General features: G+C 72.7%; 17 protein-coding genes. 5 read left to right on the top strand and 12 right to left on the bottom strand.

The window, feature by feature from the left end; genetic code table 11:
• Nucleotides 1-190 precede the first annotated feature (190 nt).
• Nucleotides 191-2,215, top strand: coding sequence for a glycosyltransferase family 2 protein (locus tag ACFY4A_RS10760; RefSeq protein ID WP_390829062.1), 2,025 nt, complete (start codon nucleotides 191-193; stop codon nucleotides 2,213-2,215).
• Nucleotides 2,212-4,146 (top strand): galactose oxidase-like domain-containing protein, encoded by a 1,935-nt coding sequence (locus tag ACFY4A_RS10765; RefSeq protein ID WP_390829063.1) that lies wholly within the window; start codon nucleotides 2,212-2,214, stop codon nucleotides 4,144-4,146. Before ACFY4A_RS10760 ends, ACFY4A_RS10765 begins: the two co-directional genes overlap by 4 nt.
• Before the next feature lie 86 nt (nucleotides 4,147-4,232).
• Here ACFY4A_RS10765 and ACFY4A_RS10770 read toward each other — a convergent pair whose 3' ends face one another.
• The 11 genes from ACFY4A_RS10770 to ACFY4A_RS10820 form a co-directional block, all read right to left on the bottom strand.
• Nucleotides 4,233-5,261: a glycoside hydrolase family 6 protein gene (locus tag ACFY4A_RS10770; protein ID WP_390829189.1), complete on the bottom strand. Its 1,029-nt coding sequence runs from the start codon at nucleotides 5,259-5,261 to the stop codon at nucleotides 4,233-4,235.
• 167 nt (nucleotides 5,262-5,428) lie between these two features.
• Nucleotides 5,429-6,097: a sortase domain-bontaining protein gene (locus ACFY4A_RS10775; protein ID WP_390829064.1), complete on the bottom strand. Its 669-nt coding sequence runs from the start codon at nucleotides 6,095-6,097 to the stop codon at nucleotides 5,429-5,431.
• A 541-nt stretch (nucleotides 6,098-6,638) separates the two neighbouring features.
• Nucleotides 6,639-7,418, bottom strand: a complete 780-nt coding sequence (locus ACFY4A_RS10780; RefSeq protein ID WP_390829065.1) for an HAD-IIA family hydrolase — start codon at nucleotides 7,416-7,418, stop codon at nucleotides 6,639-6,641.
• 76 nt (nucleotides 7,419-7,494) lie between these two features.
• A complete protein-coding gene (locus ACFY4A_RS10785) occupies nucleotides 7,495-8,547 on the bottom strand; it encodes a 2-aminoethylphosphonate ABC transporter substrate-binding protein (protein ID WP_390829066.1) in 1,053 nt (350 codons plus the stop codon).
• A gap of 128 nt (nucleotides 8,548-8,675) precedes the next feature.
• Nucleotides 8,676-9,473, bottom strand: coding sequence for an ABC transporter permease (locus tag ACFY4A_RS10790; RefSeq protein WP_390829067.1), 798 nt, complete (start codon nucleotides 9,471-9,473; stop codon nucleotides 8,676-8,678).
• Nucleotides 9,460-10,278, bottom strand: a complete 819-nt coding sequence (locus ACFY4A_RS10795; protein WP_390829068.1) for a 2-aminoethylphosphonate ABC transporter permease subunit — start codon at nucleotides 10,276-10,278, stop codon at nucleotides 9,460-9,462. Before ACFY4A_RS10795 ends, ACFY4A_RS10790 begins: the two co-directional genes overlap by 14 nt.
• Nucleotides 10,271-11,428 (bottom strand): ABC transporter ATP-binding protein, encoded by a 1,158-nt coding sequence (locus tag ACFY4A_RS10800; RefSeq protein WP_390829069.1) that lies wholly within the window; start codon nucleotides 11,426-11,428, stop codon nucleotides 10,271-10,273. The genes ACFY4A_RS10795 and ACFY4A_RS10800 overlap by 8 nt, the downstream gene beginning before the upstream one ends.
• Nucleotides 11,428-12,132, bottom strand: coding sequence for an HAD family hydrolase (locus tag ACFY4A_RS10805; RefSeq protein ID WP_390829070.1), 705 nt, complete (start codon nucleotides 12,130-12,132; stop codon nucleotides 11,428-11,430). The genes ACFY4A_RS10800 and ACFY4A_RS10805 overlap by 1 nt, the downstream gene beginning before the upstream one ends.
• A 7-nt stretch (nucleotides 12,133-12,139) precedes the next feature.
• A complete protein-coding gene (locus ACFY4A_RS10810) occupies nucleotides 12,140-13,225 on the bottom strand; it encodes a TIGR03364 family FAD-dependent oxidoreductase (protein WP_390829190.1) in 1,086 nt (361 codons plus the stop codon).
• A 197-nt stretch (nucleotides 13,226-13,422) separates the two neighbouring features.
• Complete coding sequence (locus tag ACFY4A_RS10815; protein WP_390829071.1) at nucleotides 13,423-14,178, bottom strand: GntR family transcriptional regulator; 756 nt, start codon at nucleotides 14,176-14,178, stop codon at nucleotides 13,423-13,425.
• 607 nt (nucleotides 14,179-14,785) lie between these two features.
• Nucleotides 14,786-16,336 carry an ROK family protein gene (locus ACFY4A_RS10820; protein ID WP_390829072.1) on the bottom strand — a complete coding sequence of 517 codons (1,551 nt, stop codon included), beginning with the start codon at nucleotides 16,334-16,336 and terminating at the stop codon, nucleotides 14,786-14,788.
• Nucleotides 16,337-16,392: 56 nt separating this feature from the next.
• Between ACFY4A_RS10820 and ACFY4A_RS10825 the strand changes: the two genes are divergently transcribed.
• The 3 genes from ACFY4A_RS10825 (at nucleotide 16,393) to ACFY4A_RS10835 (ending at nucleotide 18,979) form a co-directional block, all read left to right on the top strand.
• Nucleotides 16,393-17,478 (top strand): Gfo/Idh/MocA family oxidoreductase, encoded by a 1,086-nt coding sequence (locus ACFY4A_RS10825; protein WP_390829073.1) that lies wholly within the window; start codon nucleotides 16,393-16,395, stop codon nucleotides 17,476-17,478.
• Nucleotides 17,475-17,969, top strand: a complete 495-nt coding sequence (locus ACFY4A_RS10830; protein WP_390829074.1) for a heme-degrading domain-containing protein — start codon at nucleotides 17,475-17,477, stop codon at nucleotides 17,967-17,969. The genes ACFY4A_RS10825 and ACFY4A_RS10830 overlap by 4 nt, the downstream gene beginning before the upstream one ends.
• A gap of 107 nt (nucleotides 17,970-18,076) precedes the next feature.
• Nucleotides 18,077-18,979, top strand: a complete 903-nt coding sequence (locus tag ACFY4A_RS10835) for an LLM class F420-dependent oxidoreductase (protein WP_390829075.1) — start codon at nucleotides 18,077-18,079, stop codon at nucleotides 18,977-18,979.
• 123 nt (nucleotides 18,980-19,102) lie between these two features.
• Here ACFY4A_RS10835 and ACFY4A_RS10840 read toward each other — a convergent pair whose 3' ends face one another.
• Nucleotides 19,103-19,975 (bottom strand): fumarylacetoacetate hydrolase family protein, encoded by an 873-nt coding sequence (locus tag ACFY4A_RS10840; RefSeq protein ID WP_390829076.1) that lies wholly within the window; start codon nucleotides 19,973-19,975, stop codon nucleotides 19,103-19,105.
• Between the last annotated feature and the right edge of the window lie 73 nt (nucleotides 19,976-20,048).

A 20,048-nucleotide genomic window follows, 5' to 3' on the forward strand; every position in this document is an offset into this window, starting at 1 on the left:
GCTCCCGCGCGTCGACGGCCGCCACGGGGGCAGCCGTGCAACCGGCGGGCCGCGGTGCCGTGTCTCCGAGGTGGGACCGACCTGGTGACCCGCGGCCGGCACGCAAACGTCTGTGAAGCGGCCGAGGGGGGCCTCCAACGGACGAAGGAATCGACGAACACGCGCTCGCATGCGTGTGGGGGGATGAGTCATGACGTCGACGCCGACGGGCGCCCGGCACGAATCCGATCCTTCTGAGACGACCCGGTTACGAGTGCCGGGACACCGCACCGGCACCACGGGGACGTTCCGCAGAATCAAGAAGTCCCTGCCGAAATACGACTACGAGCACTACAGCCGGCTCGCCGGCCCCCTCACCGAGCCCGACCCGGACAAGCCGTACACGGTGCAGTACCGCTCGCTGATCTCGCAGGAGCCGCACCGCATCCGGGTCGCGCTGATGCTCGCGGCCGCGCCGCTGCTGTCGCTGGTCCTGCTGGCCTGGCTGCTCCAGCCCAAGCACTGGACCGAACGCGACTACCGGGCCTACGACTTCCTGCCGGCCCTCGACATGGTGATGCTGGTCTCGATCGGCCTGATCGAGTTCTTCCGCTGCATGAACGTGCTGTCCAACGCGCACGCCACCCTGGTCGCCCAGGACCCGGTCCCGGTGGTGCCGCAGTCCGGCACGCGGGTCGCGTTCCTGACCTCCTTCGTGCCCGGCAAGGAACCGCTGGAGATGGTGACCAGGACCCTGGAGGCCGCCGTACGGCTGCGCCACCGGGGCCTGTTGCACGTCTGGCTGCTCGACGAGGGCGACGACCCCGAGGTGAAGGCGGTCTGCGCGCGCCTGGGCGTGCACCACTTCAGCCGCAAGGGCGTCGAGCGCTGGAACCAGGCCAAGGGCCCGCACCGCGCCAAGACCAAGCACGGCAACTACAACGCCTGGCTCCAGGCGCACGGCGACGAGTACGACTTCTTCGCCTCCGTCGACACCGACCACGTGCCGCTGCCCAACTACCTGGAGCGGATGCTGGGGTACTTCCGCGACCCCGACGTCGGCTTCGTGATCGGCCCGCAGGTCTACGGCAACTACGACACGTTCGTCACCAAGGCGGCCGAGTCGCAGCAGTTCCTCTTCCACGCCCTGATCCAGCGGGCCGGCAACCGCTACGGCGCACCGATGTTCGTCGGCACCTCGAACGCCGTGCGGATCAAGGCGCTCAAGCAGATCGGCGGCCTGTACGACTCGATCACCGAGGACATGGCCACCGGCTTCGAGATGCACCGCGCCAAGAACCCGGCGACCGGCCGCAAGTGGAAGTCGGTGTACACCCCGGACGTGCTCGCGGTCGGCGAGGGCCCGAACGCCTGGACGGACTTCTTCACCCAGCAGCTGCGCTGGTCGCGGGGGACCTACGAGACGATCCTCAAGCAGTACTGGAAGGGCTTCGGCACACTGCCGCCGGGCAAGCTCTTCAACTACACGATGATGATCATCTTCTACCCGATGTCCGCCCTCAACTGGATCCTGGCGGCACTGAGCTGCGCGCTGTTCCTGGGGCTCGGCGCCTCGGGCGTGAACATCGACCCGACCGTGTGGCTGATGCTGTACGGCAACGCCTCGGCGCTCCAGATCGGCCTGTACGTCTGGAACCGCCGGCACAACGTCTCCCCGCACGAGCCGGAGGGCTCCGGCGGGGTGGCCGGCATGGTGATGTCGGCGCTGTCGGCGCCCGTCTACGCGCGCTCGCTGATGGACGCCGCGCTGCGACGCAAGAGCAAGTTCGTGGTGACCCCGAAGGGCGAGTCGGCGAGCCCCGACACGCTGTTCGGGACGTTCCGCATCCACTGGTTCTTCATCCTGGTCTTCGGCGGCTCGCTCGTCGCGGGTTTCGCCCTCGGGCACTCCCACCCGGCGATGATCACCTGGGCCACGTTCGCCATGCTCATCACCGCCGCACCGATCTTCGCCTGGCGGTGGTCGCTGCGGCAGGAGCGGACCAGGCAGGCGTCCGCGGCCGCCGCGCCGGAGCCGCGGGACGCGGTCCCGGCGCACCCGCACCGGGCGCACACACCGGCCCAGGGGATGCCGGTCCCGGTGGCGGAGGTACCGCCGGGACACGCGCCGGGCAGCGCGGGGCAGCAGGGGCCGGGTTGGGCCGCAGCCGAAGGAACGACGGGCGAGCACACCATGCAGATCGCCCTCGGTGGACTGGGGGGACGTAAGGAATGAAGGACCAGGCCGGCCTCCGCCGCGCCCGACGGCTCGGGATCGGCGCGGTGGTGGTAGTCGCTCTGGCCGGGATGAACGGGCCGTGGCTCTACCGCTTCGGCACGGAGCGCTATCACCAGTACAAGATCGACAAGCCCGAGTACAAGGCCGAGAACGGCCACTGGGAGATCGTCGAGTTCCCCGAGGAGTACCGGCAGAACACCATCCACGCCGTGCTGCTGCACACGGGCAAGGTGCTGATGGTCGCCGGCTCGGGCAACAACAAGAAGAACTTCGACGCCCGGCAGTTCGACACCCGTGTCTGGGACCCGGTCAAGGGCACCATCAAGAAGGTGCCCACGCCCGAGGACCTGTTCTGCACGGGCCACACCCAGCTCGCCGACGGCAACATCCTGATCGCCGGCGGCACCAAGCGGTACGAGAAGCTCCAGGGCGACGTCACCAAGGCCGGCGGCCTGATGATCGTCCACAACGAGAACCCCGACAAGCCGATCACGCTGCCCGCGGGCACGAGGTTCACCGGCAAGGCGAACGGCAAGACGTTCGTCTCCAAGGACCCGGTGCTGGTGCCGCGTGCCAAGAAGAACTTCGACAAGGCGGGCAGGTTCCTGGGCAACACCCCGGGCCTGGGCCGCATCTATGTCGAGGCGCGCAAGAGCGGCGCCCGGTACGAGACGGGCACCCAGGACAACTACGGGATCCAGGGCCTGTCCGGCGACGACACCCGCAACACCTACGGCATCGCGGAGAAGCTCGCCCTGGACAAGAAGGACTTCCAGGGGATCCGGGACGCCTACGAGTTCGACCCGGTCGCCGAGAAGTACATCAAGGTCGACCCGATGAACGAGGCCCGCTGGTACCCGACGCTCGCCACCCTGGGCGACGGGAAGATCCTCAGCGTCTCCGGCCTCGACGACATCGGCCAACTGGTCCCGGGGAAGAACGAGATCTTCGACCCCAAGACCAAGAAGTGGACGTACACGCCGAAGACCCGTCAGTTCCCCACCTACCCGGCGTTGTTCCTGCTGCGGAACGGCAAGCTGTTCTACTCCGGCTCCAACGCGGGTTACGGACCGGCCGACGTGGGCCGCGACCCGGGCATCTGGGACGTGGACAGCAACGAGTTCACCAAGCTGCCCGGCCTGAGCGACGCGCAGATGATGGAGACCTCCGGCACGGTCCTGCTGCCGCCCGCGCAGGACGAGCGGTTCATGGTGATCGGCGGCGGCGGGGTCGGCGAGTCCCAGCTGGCCAGCAGGAAGACCCGCATCATCGACCTGAAGGCGAAGAACCCGCGCTTCACGGACGGTCCGACGCTGGAGAAGGGCACCCGCTACCCGCAGTCCTCGGTCCTGCCCGACGACTCCATCCTGGTCTCGGGCGGTTCCGAGGACTACCGGGGCCGCGGCGACTCCGACATCCTCCAGGCCCGGCTCTACGACCCGGGGACCAACACCTTCAAGCGGGTCGCCGACCCGCTGGTGGGCCGCAACTACCACGCCGGCTCGATCCTGCTGCCGGACGGGCGGGTGATGTTCTTCGGCTCCGACTCGCTCTTCGGCGACAAGGCCAACACCAAGCCCGGCACATTCGAGCAGCGCGTCGAGATCTACACACCGCCGTACCTGTACCGGGACGCGCGGCCCTCCCTGTCGGGCGGCCCGCAGACCATCGCCCGGGGCGGCTCCGGCACATTCACCTCGCAGCACGCCGGCACGATCAAGAAGGTCCGGCTGATCCGCCCGAGTGCCTCCACGCACGTCACGGACGTCGACCAGCGCTCGATCGCGCTGGACTTCACCGCGTCCGGCGACAGGATCACGGTGACGGTGCCGCGGAGCCGGAACCTGGTGCAGTCGGGGTGGTACATGCTGTTCGTCGACGACGACCAGGGGACGCCGAGCAAGGCGCAGTGGGTGAAGGTCCCGTAGCGGGCGGGGCCCGGGAGCAGTCCCGTGGCCGCATGTACTCGGGGCGCTCTCCGTTCGGGGGTGCCCCAAGTCATGTCCCGGCGCCTCTACTTGCTGGCCCTCGCCAGCTTCAGCGCGTAGTCGGCCCACCAGTCCCCCGCCTTCGGGCCGCCCTTGCAGCTGCCGTCGGACTCGCCGGGCCGCTTGATCCACAGGTAGGCGTCGGCCAGCGGGTCGGCCGTCCTGGTCGTGGGCGTCTCACCGAGCGCCCGGCCGGGCGGGTTGCACCAGCGCTCGCCCGGATCCCCGCCCTCGTAGGGACCGTTGCCGTTGCGGCTGGTGTCGACGACGAAGTGCTTGCCGCCGAGCTTGGCGGACAGCTGCTTGCCGTAGGCGAGGGAGTCCTGGGTGGAGTAGAAGTTGGAGACGTTGACCGCGAAGCCGTCGGCCCGGTCCACGCCCGCGCGGCGCAGCGGCTCGAAGATCTGGTCGGAGTTACCCCAGCCGGCGTTGCCCGCGTCCACGTACACCTTGGTGCTCTTCAGGGACTTGAGCCGTTCGACCGCGCCCTTGAGCAGGTCGTAGCGCTCGTCCTGGAACTCCTCCGGGGTGCAGCCGTCCACCAGGTGCAGCACGGCGTCCGGCTCCAGGATCACCGTGGCGGGGCGGTCGCCGATGCCCCGGGCCACGCCGTCCACCCAGGCGCGGTAGACGTCCCCGTCGGCGGCGCCGCCCTGCGAGTACTGGCCGCAGTCGCGGTGCGGGATGTTGTAGAGGACGAGCAGCGCGGTGCGGCCCGCCTCGTCGGCGGCCTCGGTGAAGCCGCGGGCCTCCTTCTCGGGGTTCTCCGGGCCGATCCACTCGCCGGTCGGCTGCCCGGCGATCTTCCGGATCTGCTCGGCGTCGTCCTTCTTCCCGGCCTTGAGGTAGGCGGCGACCTGACGGGCCGCCCTGCTGTCCGGGTTGACCCAGAACGGGTCTGCTTCCTTGGGCTGTTGGGTGATCCCGGCGCCGTCGTCCTCGTCCCCGCCCCCGGAGGTGCACCCGGCGGCCAGCAGCGCCGCCCCCAGCACCGCCACGGACGCCCGGACCCCCGCCGCACGGGCACGCGAGAGGGTCCCCCTCATGCCGTACATGCCTTCCCCCTTGGTGCGCTCGGCCACGTCCCATGCTGTCACAGGTCACAGGTCGCCCGGGGCCTCAAGTTCTCATGGGGAGCGGTGCGTTGGCGGGGCCGGGTGGCGGTGGCGGATTCGGCGGTGGCCGGCGGCCTCACGGGCCGTGGTCTCACGGGCCGGTGGTCTCACGGGCCGGTGCCCGTGAGGTACGCCGACACGACCACGTGCGCGGTGCAGCCGCGGCTCACCCCGTCGGCGGCGCCGCCGCAGCCGATCAGCCGCAGCTCGGCGCGGCCCGGCTTCCGCGCCCCGGACGCCTGGCGGACGTCGAGCTGGTCGCCGGTCAGGACCGTGACGTCGTCGACGGTGAAGTCGGCGACGCTGCCGTCGTCCCGCACCACCCGGACCGCCTCGCCGGGCCGCAGCGAACCGATCCGGCCGAACGCCCCTGGCCGGCTCCCGGCGCCGAGGTCGCCCACCAGCAGCGCGGTCCCGGACGCCCCCGGTTTCACTCCTGCGCCGTACCAGCCGACCGTGCCGGCCTGGTCCGGCGGCGGTTCGACCGCGCCCCGCGCGTCCGGGCCACGGGCCACCACCGGCGCCCGCACCCCCAGGTCGGGGATTTCCAGGCGCCGCGGCGGGGCGTCGGTCAGCGAGTCGGTCGCCGCGGCCGGCCGCTCCGCGGAGGGCCGGCCGGCCGCGGCCATATCCCCGGTGGCCGACGGGGCCAGGGACTGCCGTACGTCGCTCAGGTCGCGTCCCCACAGCCACAGCCCGAGCAGGAGCACCGCCCAGGCCAGGCCGGCCAGGAGGCGGCCGGTGCAGCGGGAGCGGGTGCCGTCGTGGTCGGACATGACGATCCCGCCCTCAGTGCGATCCACGGCCGCGGCGGCCGGGCCGGCCGTCCCCGGCGCGGCCCGTGCCGCGCGCCCGGGGAAGGAGGAGGACGGCCGCCCCGGCGGCACCCGCGAGCACCAGCCCGGTCACCGCGTGCGCCGCGCCGGGCGCGGGCGGACTCGCGGGCGAGGGCGCGGCGGTGGCCCCGGGGGGCCGGGTGGCCGGAACGAACGGTGCGGGTGGCGTGCGTCGCGGGCTCGGGGAAGCAGAGGCCGTGGGCGGCCTCGACGACGGTACGACGGCTAGGGTTCCCGGGGCGGCCGGGGTACCGGGCAGGACCGGACCGCCCGTGCCCGTTCCGTCCACCCCGTCGGCCGCGGGGACGAGAGCGGCGGCCGCCAGAAGTCCCGTGCAGAGTGTGAGGCGCAATGGACCCATCGTGAAACCTCCGCTATCAGGAGACTCCCGACGGGCCAGGGACGCATCCGCTGCGGAACCGCGCTGCTCCGAATGGGTGAGAAGGGGTTTGCGGACGGGAGTGGCTTGTGAAGGGCGGTCTCAGATCCGCTCGACGAGGTCCGCGATCGAGTCGACGACGTGGGACGGCCGGAACGGGTAGCGGTCGATGTCCTTCGCCTGCGTGACACCGGTGAGGACCAGGAACGTCCGCATCCCGGCCTCCAGGCCCGCGAGCACATCGGTGTCCATACGGTCGCCGATCATGGCGGAGGTCTCCGAGTGGGCCCCGATCGCGTTCAGCCCGGCGCGCATCATCAGCGGGTTGGGCTTGCCGATGAAGTACGGCTTCCTGCCGGTCGCCGCGGTGATGAGGGCGGCGACCGAGCCGGTGGCGGGCAGGGCGCCCTCGGCGGACGGGCCCACGTTGTCCGGGTTGGTGGCGATGAACCGGGCGCCGTCGTTGATCAGCCGCACGGCCTTCGTCATGGCCTCGAACGAGTACGTCCGGGTCTCCCCCAGGATCACGAAGTCGGGCTCGTGGTCGGTCAGGATGTAGCCGATGTCGTGCAGCGCGGTGGTCAGGCCGGCCTCGCCGATGACGTACGCGCTGCCGCCGGGCCGCTGGTCGTCGAGGAACTGGGCGGTGGCCAGGGCGGACGTCCAGATGTTCTCCATCGGCACGTCCAGGCCCATGCGGTGCAACCGGGCGTGCAGGTCGCGCTGGGTGTAGATGGAGTTGTTGGTCAGCACCAGGAACGGCCGGCCGGACTCACGCAGCTTCTTCAGGAAGGCGTCGGCACCGGGGATCGGAACACCCTCGTGGATCAGGACACCGTCCATGTCGGTGAGCCACGATTCGATGGGCTTGCGGTCTGCCATGTGCTTCGGCCTCCTGCCGTACGCGCTCCTGCGTGAGTCCAGCCTAGCCAGTGGCCGGATCTTGCCGGAGATCGGTTCAGCTTCCGGTGGCCTGCTTCCACGCCTCGACGTACGTCGTGAGGTTCTTTTCGATGTCGCTCCAGTCCGGCGTGAACACCTCCACGCCGTCCATCAGCTTCTTCAGGGCCGTCGCGTTGGCGTCGTCGGCCTTGACGTCCTGGCGGACGCTGAAGCCGCCGCCGATCTCACTGACCTGCTGCTGCGCCTGCCGGCCGAGCATGAAGTCCAGGAGCTTCCTGCCGTTGGCGTCGTGCGGGGCGTGGCTGACCAGTCCGGCGGCGTACGGCAGGGCGAAGGTGGTCGGCTTCCCGCCCTGCCTGGCCGGGAACCAGATGCCGAGGTTGGGCATGGACTTGGACTGGGCGAAGTTCATCTGGACGTCACCGTTGGCGACGAGCAGCTCGCCCTTGTCGACCTTGGGCGCGAGCTTGCCGGTGGAGGCGGACGGTCCGACGTTGTTGGCCTGGAGCTTCTTCAGGTACTCGAGCGCCGCGTCCTTGCCGCCGAAGTCGTGCATGGCCTTGACGAGCACGGCGGTGCCGTCGCCGGCGACACCCGGCGTGGAGTACTGGAGCTTGTTCTTGTACCGGCCGTCGAGGAGCTGCTCCCAGGTGGTGGGGGCCTGCTTGAGCTCCTTGGTGTTGTAGACGAAGCCGAAGTAGTTGTTGACCACGGAGGTCCAGGTGCCGTCGGCGGCCTTGTCCTCGCCGGCTACCTGGTCGGCGCCCTGCGGCGCGTACTTCTGCAGCAGGCCCTTGCTGTCCGCCTGCTGGATGAACGGCGGCAGGGTGACCAGCACGTCGGCCTGCGGGTTGCCCTTCTCGCGGACGGCGCGCTGGACCATCTCGCCGGAGCCGCCCTCGACGTACTTGACCTTGATGCCGGTCTCCTTCTCGAAGTCCTTGAAGACGCGGTCGTACCAGCCGTCACCGTTCTCGCCCTTGAGGCCGTCGGCGCTGTAGACGGTGACGACCTTGGCGTCGGCGGCGGAGGAGTTGCCGCCGCAGGCGGTGAGCGGGGCGGCGAGAAGACAGACGGCGGTGGCGATCTTGAGCGTGTTCTTGCGCATGGCGAGGTGAACTCCTTGCTGGGTGGGGCGATTCGGGGGGGAAGGCAGGTGGGTGGGAACGGTCGGGAACGGTCGGGGGCGGGAGGGAGCGGTCGGAGGGCGGCATGGGAGCAGCCGGCGCCCCCGGCCTAGCGGTGGGCGGCCCTGGTGCGGATCCGGGAGACGGCGAGCAGGACCAGCAGGGTCGCCGCCATGAGGACGACGGCGAGGGCGGAGCCCGCGAACAGGGAGCCGCGGTCGGTGGCCGCGTAGATCAGGACGGGCAGCGGGGTCCAGTCCGGCGGGTAGAGCATCATCGTGGCGCTCAGCTCGCCCATGGACAGGGCGAAGCAGAGGCCGGCCGCGGCGGTGAGCGAGGGCAGCAGCAGCGGCAGCCGCACCCGCCACAGCACCCGGGCGGGTCCGGCGCCGAGGGAGGCGGCGGCCTGTTCGTAGGCCGGGTCGAGGCGGCGCAGGGCGGCGGAGACCGACTGGTACGCGAAGGCCGTGACCAGCACGGTGTGCGCGAGGACGACGATCCACCGGGTGCCGTTGAGCAGCACCGGCGGCTGGGAGAACGCGACCAGGACCGCCAGGCCCACCACCACGGAGGGGACGGCGACGGGCAGCACGAACAGGGCGTCCAGCACGGCGCGTTGGCGCCGCTCGAGTCCGGCGGCCGCGAGCGCGGCCCAGGTGCCGACGGTGAGCGCGAGCAGGCTCGCGGCCAGGGCGGTGAGCAGGCTGGTGGTGAGCGCCTGCAACGCCTCGCCGTGGGCGGCCGCCTCGTAGTGGGCGGTGGTGAGGCCGGAGGGCAGCACGCTCGACCAGTTCGTGGCGAAGGAGGCCGCCAGGATCACCAGCAGCGGCAGCGCGAACAGAGGCAGGAAGAGGACGAAGAACAGGACGGCGGCGGCCCACCTGCCCTTGCGGCTATGCACCAGCACGGCGGCTCACCACCCGGTAGAGGCCGTAGAGGCCCACGGAGATCAGGACGTTGACGACGGCGACCACGCACGCGCCCGGGTAGTCGGACTCCAGGATGGCCTTGCTGTAGACGAGCATGGGCAGGGTCGTGACTCCTTTCGCCCCGGTGAACAGCACGATCCCGAACTCGTTGAGGCACAGCACCAGGACGAGGCTGCCGCCGGCCGCCAGCGCGGGCAGCGCCTCGGGCAGGATCACGCTGCGGATGATCCGGGGCGCGCGGGCCCCGAGCGAACTGGCCGCCTCCAGCTGCGCGGTGTCCAGCTGGGAGAAGGCGGCGAGCAGTGGCCGCATCACGAACGGGGTGAAGTACGTGATCTCGGCCAGCAGCACGCCCCACGGCGTGGTCAGGAACTGGAAGGGTCCGTTCGCCGCCCCGGTGAGGTCCTGCCACAGCCCGTTGGCCATGCCGACCGTGCCGTAGACGAAGAGCAGGGCGAGGGTGATCAGGAAGGAGGGGAAGGACAGGAAGACGTCGACGAACCGGGCGACCGCCTTCGCGCCGGGGAACGGTACGAAGGCGATGACGAGGGCGAGCAGGAAGCCGAGCACGAGGCACCCGGCGGTGGCGCCGAGCGCCAGCCACACGGTCGTCCACAGGGCCTCGCCGAACGCGGCGGAGGCGAAGACGTCGGCGTACGGCCGCAGGGAGGTGCCGCCGGTGTCCGGCTGGACGGACTGCCGCAGGACGAGGGCGAGAGGGTAGAGGAAGACGAGGGCGAGCACGGCGACGGGCGGCGCCGCCCACAACAGGCGCCTAGTCATGCCGGGGACCGTTCACGGCGGGCGCCGGGTGCTGAGCCCGATCCTGGCCGGGTGTGTTCGCAGCGGGCGCCTGTTCCCGACGGGCGCCGTTCACGGCGGACGCCCGGTCGTGAGGGGGCCCGGGCGGCAGCAGCACCGCGTCCTCGGAGGCGAAGTGCACGGTCACCCGGTCGCCGAGGGCCGGCGGTTCCCTCAGTTCGGCGAGGTCCGCCATGACCCGGTGGCCGGCGACGTCGACGTAGAGCCGGTGCGTGGCCCCGCGCCACTGGACCTCGCAGACGGTTCCGGTCAGCCCGTTGGGCCCGTCGCCCAGACGCACCAGGTGCGGCCGTACGCACAGGGTGGCATGGGAGCCGCGCGCCGCACCCGCCGTCGCCACGGCCAGCTCCTGCCCGGCGAAGAGCACTCCGCGCTCCCCGACCGTCACCGGCAGCAGGTTGGCGCTGCCGACGAAGGACGCCGTGAACTCGTTCGCGGGCGCCCGGTACAGCTCCCGCGGTGTGCCGCAGGCCTGCAACCGCGCCCGGTCCATGACCGCGATCCGGTCGGCCAGGGTCAGCGCCTCGTTCTGGTCGTGGGTGACGTAGAGGATCGACACCTCCGGCAACTCCCGGTGCAGCCGGGCCAGTTCGGCCAGCATTCCGGAGCGCAGCCGGGCGTCCAGCGCGGACAGCGGCTCGTCGAGCAGCAGCACGCCCGGCCGGATGGCGAGCGCCCGCGCGATGGCGACGCGCTGTTGCTGGCCGCCGGACAGCTCCCGGGGGTGGCGGCGCGCGTAGTCCGCCATGCCGACCATCTCCAGCGCCTCGCGGACCCGCTCGCGGACCTCGCTCCGGGCGAGTGAGCGCGCCCGGAGGCCGAAGGCCACGTTGTCCTCGACCCGCAGGTGCGGGAACAGGGCGTAGCTCTGGACGACCATCCCGATGCCCCGCCGGTGGGGCGGCAGGTCCGTCACATCGCGTCCGCCGAGGTACACCCGCCCGGAGGCGGGCCGCACGAACCCGGCGACCGCCCGCAGGGCGGTGGTCTTGCCGGATCCGGACGGCCCGAGGAGCGCCATGACCTCGCCGGGCTCGACGGTGAGGTCGAGGGCGTCCAGGACGGCCGTGCCGTCGTAGGCGACGGTGACGGAGTCGAAGCGGATGCCCATCAGTCGGCTCCCCTGAGCAGGGCGGGCAGGTCGGCCACGGAGCCGAGGACGTCGGTGGCGCCGGCGTCGTGGAGGTCCCGCGCGCCGTGCGCCCCGGTCAGCACTCCGGCGACGACGCCCGCTCCGGCGCGGACGCCGCTGAGCACGTCGTAGGAGGTGTCGCCAACGACGGCCGTCTGGTGCACGCCGTCGGCCGCCTTCGTGCGGACGAACGCCTCCAGCACCATGTCGGGATAGGGCCGGCCGCGCCCGCCGGCGTCGGCCGGGCAGAGGGTGAGCGGCACGAGGTCGCGCCAGCCGAGCGCGTCGAGGATCGCGTCCTGGGTGACGCGTGCGAAGCCGGTGGTCAGCACGACCGTGCGGCCGTCGGCCCGCAGCTCCTCGATGGCCTCGCGGGCGCCGGGGACCGGGGCGACGAGGCCGCCGTCGACGAGGCCGCCGTACGCCTCCTCGAAGGCGGCGTTGGCCCGCTGGGCCAGGTCCTCGGCGCCGAACAGGTGCCGGAAGACGGAGATCTTGGACTCGCCCATGGTGGCGCGGACGTAGGCGAGCTTGTCGGCGTGGTCGGCGGAGCCGGGCTCGACGCCCAGTTCGGCGGCGGCCGTGGCGAAGGCGCGCTCGACCAGGCCGCCGTCGGCGACGGTGGTGCCGGCCATGTCCAGGACGACGAGGCGGATGTCGGTGGTGGTCGTCAGGTCGGTCATCGGTTCCTCACCAGCCCAGTTCGTCGGCGGTCTGCTCGGCGATCGCGGGTGCGCAGGTCATGCCGCGCCCGCCGGGCCCGGTGACCAGCCACACCCCGTCGCGGACCTGCTGGCGGTGCACCACCCGGCCGGGGTCGGTGCACTGCGCGTACACGCCGGCCCAGCGGCGCCGGACCTTCGGCAGCGGGCGGCCGAGGAGGGATTCGACGACCCGGGTGAGGTGGTCGTAGGGGTCCTCGACGGTGTCGAAGGCGAAGGGGTGCTCGTACTCATGGGTGTCGCCGATGGTGAGTCCGCCGTCGGCGCGCTGCACCATGAGCAGCTGCATCCGGTGGGCGGCGGCGATCTCGGCCTGCGCCCGGCCGGCGTTGAGCTCGTCCAGGGCCTCGGACGCGTACGCGGGGTAGTACCGGAAGCTGTCGGCGTCCGCGACCGAGGTCGGCAGCGGCTCACCGAGCGGGTCGGTCTGCATCATCTGCAGCCGGACGCGGCGGACCGGCAGGTCGGGGCCGGCGAGTTCGCGTACGAGTCCGCCGAGCCAGGCTCCCGTGCACAGCACCACCGCGTCACCGGTGTGGACGTCGCCGTGGTCGTCGCGGACGGCGCCCTCGCCGACGACGTCGCGGACCTCGCGCCCGGGCAGGAAGGTGTAGTTCGGGTGCCTGAGCAGTTCGGCGCGCAGGGCCAGCTGGGCGGTGCGCGGCTCGACGGCCGCGTCGCGCTCGCAGTACAGGGCCGCGTCGAACTCCCCGCGCAGGGCGGGGTTGAGGGCGCGGGCCTCGGCCGGGGTCAGCAGCTTGCGACCGCGGACGGCGGCGTCCGGGCGGGCCACGGCGGCCTCGGCGACGGCGCGTTCGAGGTCGCCGCGGACGGGGGTCAGGGAGCCGTTGGCGCGGAAGCCCAGCGCGGGCACGCGGCCGCCGATCTCCTCCCACAGCTCCCGGGCGCGCAGTGCGGTCTCGAGTTCCTGGCCGGCCGCGCGGCCGCTGACCCAGATCTGCCCGAAGTTGCGCAGCGAGGCGCCGCGGGCCTCCGCCTCTCGCTCGATCTGTACGACCTCATGGCCGCGTTCCACTGCTTGCCAGGCGTGCATGGTGCCCACCACGCCGGCTCCTACGACTGTCACTCTCACGAAGTCCACGCTCCTCCCGGACGGGGAACCGGAAGGGTCCTGCCGACAACGGGAGGTTGAACGAGCCGTCAAAATTGGGCTAGACCCGTTACCTTTTCGTGACCAAAGAGGGTTGGCCGGGTCCTGGCGTCAGCGGCGCAGGTGGGCGTCGAGCGTCCTCAGCCGCGCAGGTGGGTGGTGAAGGAGAACCGGTCCCCTCGGTACAGGCTCCGCACCCGCTCCAGCGGGCGCCCTTCCGTGTCCCGTGAGACGCGGTGGATCAGCAGCATGGGCACCGCCGGCGGGGTGCCGATGAGCAGGGCCTCACGCGGGGTGGCGAGCACCGTCTCGATGCGCTCGTCGGCGTCGCCGAAGGCGATGCCCAGCCCTTGCAGGTAGGCGTAGAAGGAGGAGTCGGGGTCGAATCCGGTGTCCAGGTGCGGCACGCGGGCCACCGCCACGTAGGTGCTCTCCAGGCCGACCCGCTCGTCGTCCGCGAGGAGCACGCGCTCCAGGTGCCAGACGGGCTCGCCGCGGGTGAGTCCCGTCTCGGCGGCGAGGGGATCCGGGCAGGGAAAGCGGTCCAGGGTGACGAGGGAGCGTCCGGGAGTGCGGCCCTGCCGCCGTACGCCTTCGGTGTAGCTGACCAGGGACAGCGGCTGTTCCAGCTTGGGCCCTGCGACGACCGTGCCGCGGCCCCGGCGCCTCAGCTTGCCCTCCAGGACCAGCTCGCGCACCGCCTGCCGCACGGTCTCGCGGGCGACTCCGTACTCCTCGGACAGATCGCGCTCGGTCGGGATCGGCCGGTCCTCCCCCAGTTCGCCGATGAGGTCGTCGATCCTCGCCTTCACCGCGTAGTACTTGGGGATCCGGCCGTGCTCCGGGATGCCGGAGCGCACCGGGGCGCCGGGTGCCTGGTCGTTGGGGTAGTCCACGCGGAGATCGTCGCAGATCCGCCCGACGGCCTCAGCGGCGCCTCCGGCTCAGCGTCGGCGCGCCGGCGGCGGCGAGCAGTGCGGCGGCTGCCGTGATCACGGCCCGCCGGGCCCGTGCGGGCGAATCCCTCGGCGTGCGGGTGCCGACCGCCTGGGACGTGGGGCCGCCGGGCGGCCTCGGGGTGTGCGGGGCGGTGCCGGCGGCTTCGGGGTCCGTGCCGATGCGGAACGGGTAGTCGTCGGACTGGCCGACCTGGGGCGTGTCGTCACATTCCCGTCTCCCTCGCGACGCCTGGCACGCTCCCCCGAGCTCTCCGAGCAGGGGGCCCCCACTCGCCGCACCGGGCGAAAGCCCAAGTACGTCCAGTACGAGGACTTCCGCACGGCACTCCCCCCAAGCTCTCCGAGCAGGGGGACCCCCAGAGCATGACCCCCAGAGCACGCACCAGACGCCGTGGGGCCGCCCCCGTCCTTCGGGCGACGACGGGAATGTGACGACAGGCCCCAGCCACCGTCGTGGTGCCCCCGCGCCACGGCGGCCGCCGCGGTGGCCTCGTCGGCCACGGCGTCGGAGTTGATCGCCGGCCGGGGCCACGCCGAGCACCCGTCACCCGTCCCCCCGCCCGAACATCGGCGCGAGCAGCAACTGCGCCGCGCCCTCCGCGACCCCCGACTCCCCTCCCGGCGCGATCCGGACCGGCACCGCATCGCCCGGCGCCCCCTCCCGCCGCGCCCGCGCCGCGAGCACCTCGGCCACGCCCGCCACGAACACCTCCGGCGCCGCCGCCACCGTACGACCGCCGAGCAGCACCAACTCGATGTCCAGCAAGCCCACGAGGTTCGCGGCCCCGGCCCCCAGAACACGGGCCGCCTCCGCGATCTCCCCCCGTTCCACGGCCGCCAGGCACAGAGCCTCGACACACCCCCGGTCCCCGCACCCGCACAGCGGCCCGTCCAGCTGGATCACCTGGTGCCCGAACTCCCCCGCCCCGGTCCGCGCCCCCCGGTGCACGCTCCCCCCGATCACCAGCCCGGCCCCGAGCCCGGTACCGAGGTGGAGGTACGCGAACGAACGGCCCTCCCCCGCGACCGCGAGCCCCAGCGCCGCCGCGTTGGTGTCCTTGTCGACCACGACGGGCACCCCGAGCCGCCGCGCGAGCGCGTCCCGCAACGGAAACCCGTCCCACTCCGGAAACCCGGTCACCCGATGCAACACCCCACACCGATGATCAAGCGGCCCGGGCAACGCCACCCCGACCCCGACGAGCGGACCGACATCGGCGAGTACGGGCCGGGCCCCTTCGACCTGGGTCACCCCAGCCGGGGCGGCACCGATCCGGGCCCCTGCGGCACCGGCCCCTCCAGCCTCGGCCACTCCAGCCAGCGCCGTCCCGCCCTGGGCCACCCCTGCCGACGACGACCCGGCCCAGTCCACCCCGGCCTGCGACGACCCGGCCCGGTCCACCCCGGCCTGCGACGACCCGGCCCGGTCCACCCCGGCCTGCGCCGTCCCACCCTGGGCCACCCCTGCCGACGACGACCCGGCCCAGTCCACCCCGGCCTGCGACGACCCGGCCCGGTCCACCCCGGCCTGCGACGACCCACCCTGGGCCACCCCGGCCCAGTCCACCCCGGCCTGCGACGACCCACCCTGGGCCACCCCGGCCCCGGGCACCCCGGCGCCCAGCAGCTCCCCCACCAGCCCTTCCACCTCGCGCGCCACCGTCGTCACGACGGACTCCGCGCCCGCTCCGAGGTCCAGTGGGCGGCGGCGCTCGCCGATCACGGTGCCGTTCAGGTCGACGACGACCACCCGGAGTTCGTCGCGGTCGATGTGCGCACCCACCGCGTGCCCCGCCTCCGGCACCAGTCGCAGCACCGTGCGCGGTTTGCCTCCCGTGGACGCCCGCCGTCCGGCCTCCGCCGCGAGGCCCTGCCGGCGCAGCCGCGCCGTGATCTTGCTGACCGCCTGCGGGGTCAGCCCGGTCCGCTCGGCGAGTTCCAGTCGGCTGATCCCCTCCGCGCCCGCCCCGCGCAGCAGGTCGAGCACCAGCGCGGTGTTGTGGCTGCGCAGGGCCAGCAGGTTCGCCCCCGCCGTCCCCCTGCCCGTCACTCCCGAGACCGTCACCGCGTCCGCTCCGCCCTTCCCACTGCTCACGTCGCCATTCTGCCCCGCGCTTGCACTTCGGCAACAGCGTTGCGAAAGTAGGGGCCATGACTGGCACCCCCCTCCGCGTCGGCCTCGTCGGCTACGGCCTCGCCGGCTCCGTCTTCCACGCCCCGCTGATCGCCACGACAGAGGGCCTGGCCCTGGACACGGTCGTCACCTCGAACCCGCAGCGGCAGGAACAGGCCCGCGCGGAGTTCCCGGACGTCCGTCTCGCCGCCGGCCCGGACGAGCTGTTCGCCCGCGCCGGCGAGCTGGACCTGGTCGTCCTCGCATCCCCGAACAAGACGCACGTCCCGCTCGCCACGGCCGCCTTGAAGGCGGGCCTGCCGGTCGTCGTGGACAAGCCGATCGCCGGGACGGCGGCCGAGGCCCGTGACCTCGCCGCCCTGGCCGACGAGCGCGGGCTGCTCCTGTCCGTCTTCCAGAACCGCCGCTGGGACAACGACTTCCTCACCCTGCGCCGGCTGATCGCCGAGGGAGAACTGGGCGACGTATGGCGGTTCGAGTCCCGTTTCGAGCGCTGGCGTCCGCAGCCGAAGGGCGGCTGGCGCGAGTCCGGCGACCCCGCCGAGATCGGAGGTCTGCTGTACGACCTCGGCAGTCATGTGGTCGACCAGGCCCTGGTGCTGTTCGGCCCGGCCACCCTGGTGTACGCCGAGTCGGTGGTGCGCCGCGCGGGCGCCGAGGCGGACGACGACACGTTCATCGCGCTCACCCACGCCAACGGTGTCCGCTCCCACCTCCATGTCTCCGCGACGGCCGCCCAGCTCGGCCCCCGCTTCCGGGTGCTGGGCTCCCGGGCGGGCTACGTGAAGTACGGCCTGGACCCGCAGGAGGCCGCGCTGCGGGAGGGCACGCGCCCGGGTACCAGGGCCTGGGGCGTCGAGGACGAGGCCCTGTGGGGCCGCGTCGGCGCCGGGGGTCCCCCCTCCGGGGGAGACCCGCTGACCGGCGGCGGCCGCCCCGTACCGACCCTGCCCGGCGACTACCCGGCGTACTACGCGGCCGTGACCGCCGCCCTGCGCGACGGCGCCCCGAACCCGGTGACGGCGCGGGAGGCCGCCGCCGCCCTCGACGTCCTGGAGGCGGCCCGCCGCTCGGCCCGCGACGGCGTGGCGGTGCGGCTGTGACGAACGACGTGCGCCCGGCCCCCGAGACCACCCCGGGCATCGAGGAACTGGAGGCGCAGGAACGCCGCCTGGTCCTCCCCCGCTTCACGTACGACGACGCCTGGGCGCTGGGCTCGCTGCTGGTGGAACTGGCACGGGAGCGGCAGGCCCCGGTCGCCGTCGACATCCACCGCGCCGGCCAGCAGCTCTTCCACGCGGCCCTGCCCGGCTCGACCCCCGACAACGACGCCTGGATCGCCCGCAAACGCCGCGTGGTGGAGCGCTACGGCTGCGCCTCCTACCTGGTCGGCGCCCGCTTCCGGGCCAAGGGCACGACCTTCGAGTCCTCCTCCCGCCTGGACCCGGACCTGTACGCGGCCCACGGCGGCTCCTTCCCGCTCCACGTCGAGGGCGCGGGCGTGATCGGCGCGGTGACGGTCTCCGGACTGCAGCAGCTCGAGGACCACCGGATGGTGGTGGAGGCACTGGAGCGGTTCCTGGGGCATCGTTAGTGCTCTCGGGGGAAGCCGGGGGCCACCCCGGGACGCCCTCCGGTGGGGGCCTGCCGGACGTATGACGATCGGGGCACAGGCAACCCCGTCCGGAGGGATCGGAACCGATGAGCGACACCACAGGCCCCGCGCGCCCCTTGCCGGAGACCATCGGCCGGTACGGCATCTGGAGCCTCGGCCTCCGCTCGGAGAACGCAACCCGGAGCAGCGAACTGGCCGAGGCCGCGACCGAGCTGGAGGAACTCGGCTACGGAGCCGTCTGGTTGGGCGGCAACAGCACCGCCCGCAACGCCGCCCCGCTGATCGAGGCGACCGGGCGGATCGTCGTCGCCACCAGCATCCAGAGCGTCTGGCAGCAGGACGCCGCCGACAGCGCGGCGGAGTTCACCGAGCTGGAGGCCGCCCACCCCGGCCGCTTCGTGCTCGGCCTCGGAGTGAGCCACGGCCCGCGCGTGCAGCAGTACCGGAAGCCGTACTCGACGATGGTCGGCTACCTGGACCGGCTCGACGAGCTCGACCGGTCCGGCGAGGGCGGCGTGCCCGCCGGGCGCCGCGTACTGGCCGCCCTGGGCCCCAGGATGCTGCGGCTCGCCCGGGACCGGGCGGCCGGCGCGATCCCGTACCTGGTCACGCCGGACCACACCGCGCAGGCCCGCGAGATCCTGGGCGGGACGGCGCTGCTGGCACCGGAGTTCAAGGTCGTCCTGGAGACCGACCCGGCCCACGCCCGCGCGGTGGCCCGCGGGTACCTCGCCCCCTATCTGGAGCTGCCGAACTACACCGACAACTTCCTGCGCCTCGGCTTCACCGACTCCGACGTCGCCGGCGGCGGCAGCGACCGCCTGATCGACGCGGTGTTCGCCTGGGGCGAGGAGTCCCGGATCCGCGAGCGGATCGAGGCGTTCCACGCGGCGGGCGCCGACCACGTGGCGCTCCAGGTGGTCGCCGACGGCCCACGCGACGCCCTGCCGCGGGAGGAGTGGCGCAGGCTGGCCTCCCTGCTGGCGTGAGCGGACCGGGTCAAGGGCGCGGGGCTGTGACGATATGCGGCTTCGCCGCGCGGGCGCGACGAGCCACGACGGCGCCGCGGACACGAGACCACCCGCGGTTCCCCGACCCCGCCGGCGGAGCGCCTACGCGTCCTTGAGCTCCTGCCGCTGCCGCCCGAGTCCTTCGATCTCCAGCTCGACCACGTCCCCGCCCCGCAGGTACGGCTTGGGCTCGGGCTGCCCCAGGGCCACACCGGCCGGCGTACCGGTGTTGATGACGTCACCGGGGTACAGGGTCATGAACTGGCTGACGTAGCGCACGACTTCGGCGACGGGGAAGATCTGGTCGGCGGTCGTCCCGTCCTGCTTCAGCTCGCCGTTGACCCACAGGCGCAGCGGCAGCGCCTGCGGGTCGGGGACCTCGTCGGCGGTGACCAGCCAGGGGCCGAGCGGGTTGAACGTCTCGCAGTTCTTCCCCTTGTCCCAGGTCCCGCCGCGCTCGATCTGGAACTCCCGCTCGGAGACGTCGTGCGCCACCGCGTACCCGGCGACGTGCGCGAGCGCCTCCTCGTGCGACTCCAGGTAGCGGGCCGTACGGCCGATGACGACCGCCAGCTCCACCTCCCAGTCGGTCTTGGCGGAGCCGCGCGGCACGAGCACGGTGTCGTTCGGCCCGACCACGGTGTCCGGCGCCTTGAAGAAGATCACCGGCTCGGCGGGCGGCTCGGCGCCGGTCTCGCGGGCGTGGTCGTGGTAGTTCAGCCCGATGCACACGATCTTGCCGATCCGGGCGAGCGGCGGCCCGATCCGCGACGCGGCCGCGTCCGACCCGGCCCCGTCCAGCGCGGGCAGCTCCCCCGCGGCGGCGGCGTCGCGGATCCGGCCGAGCGCCGCGTCGTCGGCGAGCAGAGCGCCGTCGATGTCCGGGACGATGCCCGACAGATCCCGCAGGACCCCGGTCGCGTCCAGCAGCGCGGGCCGCTCCGCACCCGCCGTACCGACTCGCAGCAGCTTCATGTGTCCCAACTCCCTCGATCGCGGGCGCCCGGCCGATGAAGGCGAACTGGGTGCGGCAGACGCAGCCATCGGA

It is taken from the genome of Streptomyces sp. NPDC001292 (assembly GCF_042896465.1).
In the GTDB taxonomy this organism is placed as follows: Bacteria; Actinomycetota; Actinomycetes; order Streptomycetales; family Streptomycetaceae; genus Streptomyces.

Bases quoted from the DNA above. Each gene is read 5' to 3' on its own strand.
- ACFY4A_RS10760 (WP_390829062.1), top strand. From the start codon at position 191: ATGACGTCGACGCCGACGGGCGCCCGGCACGAATCCGATCCTTCTGAG.
- ACFY4A_RS10765 (WP_390829063.1), top strand. From the start codon at position 2,212: ATGAAGGACCAGGCCGGCCTCCGCCGCGCCCGACGGCTCGGGATCGGC.
- ACFY4A_RS10770 (WP_390829189.1), bottom strand. From the start codon at position 5,261: ATGTACGGCATGAGGGGGACCCTCTCGCGTGCCCGTGCGGCGGGGGTC.
- ACFY4A_RS10775 (WP_390829064.1), bottom strand. From the start codon at position 6,097: ATGTCCGACCACGACGGCACCCGCTCCCGCTGCACCGGCCGCCTCCTG.
- ACFY4A_RS10780 (WP_390829065.1), bottom strand. From the start codon at position 7,418: ATGGCAGACCGCAAGCCCATCGAATCGTGGCTCACCGACATGGACGGT.
- ACFY4A_RS10785 (WP_390829066.1), bottom strand. From the start codon at position 8,547: ATGCGCAAGAACACGCTCAAGATCGCCACCGCCGTCTGTCTTCTCGCC.
- ACFY4A_RS10795 (WP_390829068.1), bottom strand. From the start codon at position 10,278: ATGACTAGGCGCCTGTTGTGGGCGGCGCCGCCCGTCGCCGTGCTCGCC.
- ACFY4A_RS10800 (WP_390829069.1), bottom strand. From the start codon at position 11,428: ATGGGCATCCGCTTCGACTCCGTCACCGTCGCCTACGACGGCACGGCC.
- ACFY4A_RS10805 (WP_390829070.1), bottom strand. From the start codon at position 12,132: ATGACCGACCTGACGACCACCACCGACATCCGCCTCGTCGTCCTGGAC.
- ACFY4A_RS10810 (WP_390829190.1), bottom strand. From the start codon at position 13,225: ATGCACGCCTGGCAAGCAGTGGAACGCGGCCATGAGGTCGTACAGATC.
- ACFY4A_RS10825 (WP_390829073.1), top strand. From the start codon at position 16,393: ATGACTGGCACCCCCCTCCGCGTCGGCCTCGTCGGCTACGGCCTCGCC.
- ACFY4A_RS10835 (WP_390829075.1), top strand. From the start codon at position 18,077: ATGAGCGACACCACAGGCCCCGCGCGCCCCTTGCCGGAGACCATCGGC.
- ACFY4A_RS10840 (WP_390829076.1), bottom strand. From the start codon at position 19,975: ATGAAGCTGCTGCGAGTCGGTACGGCGGGTGCGGAGCGGCCCGCGCTG.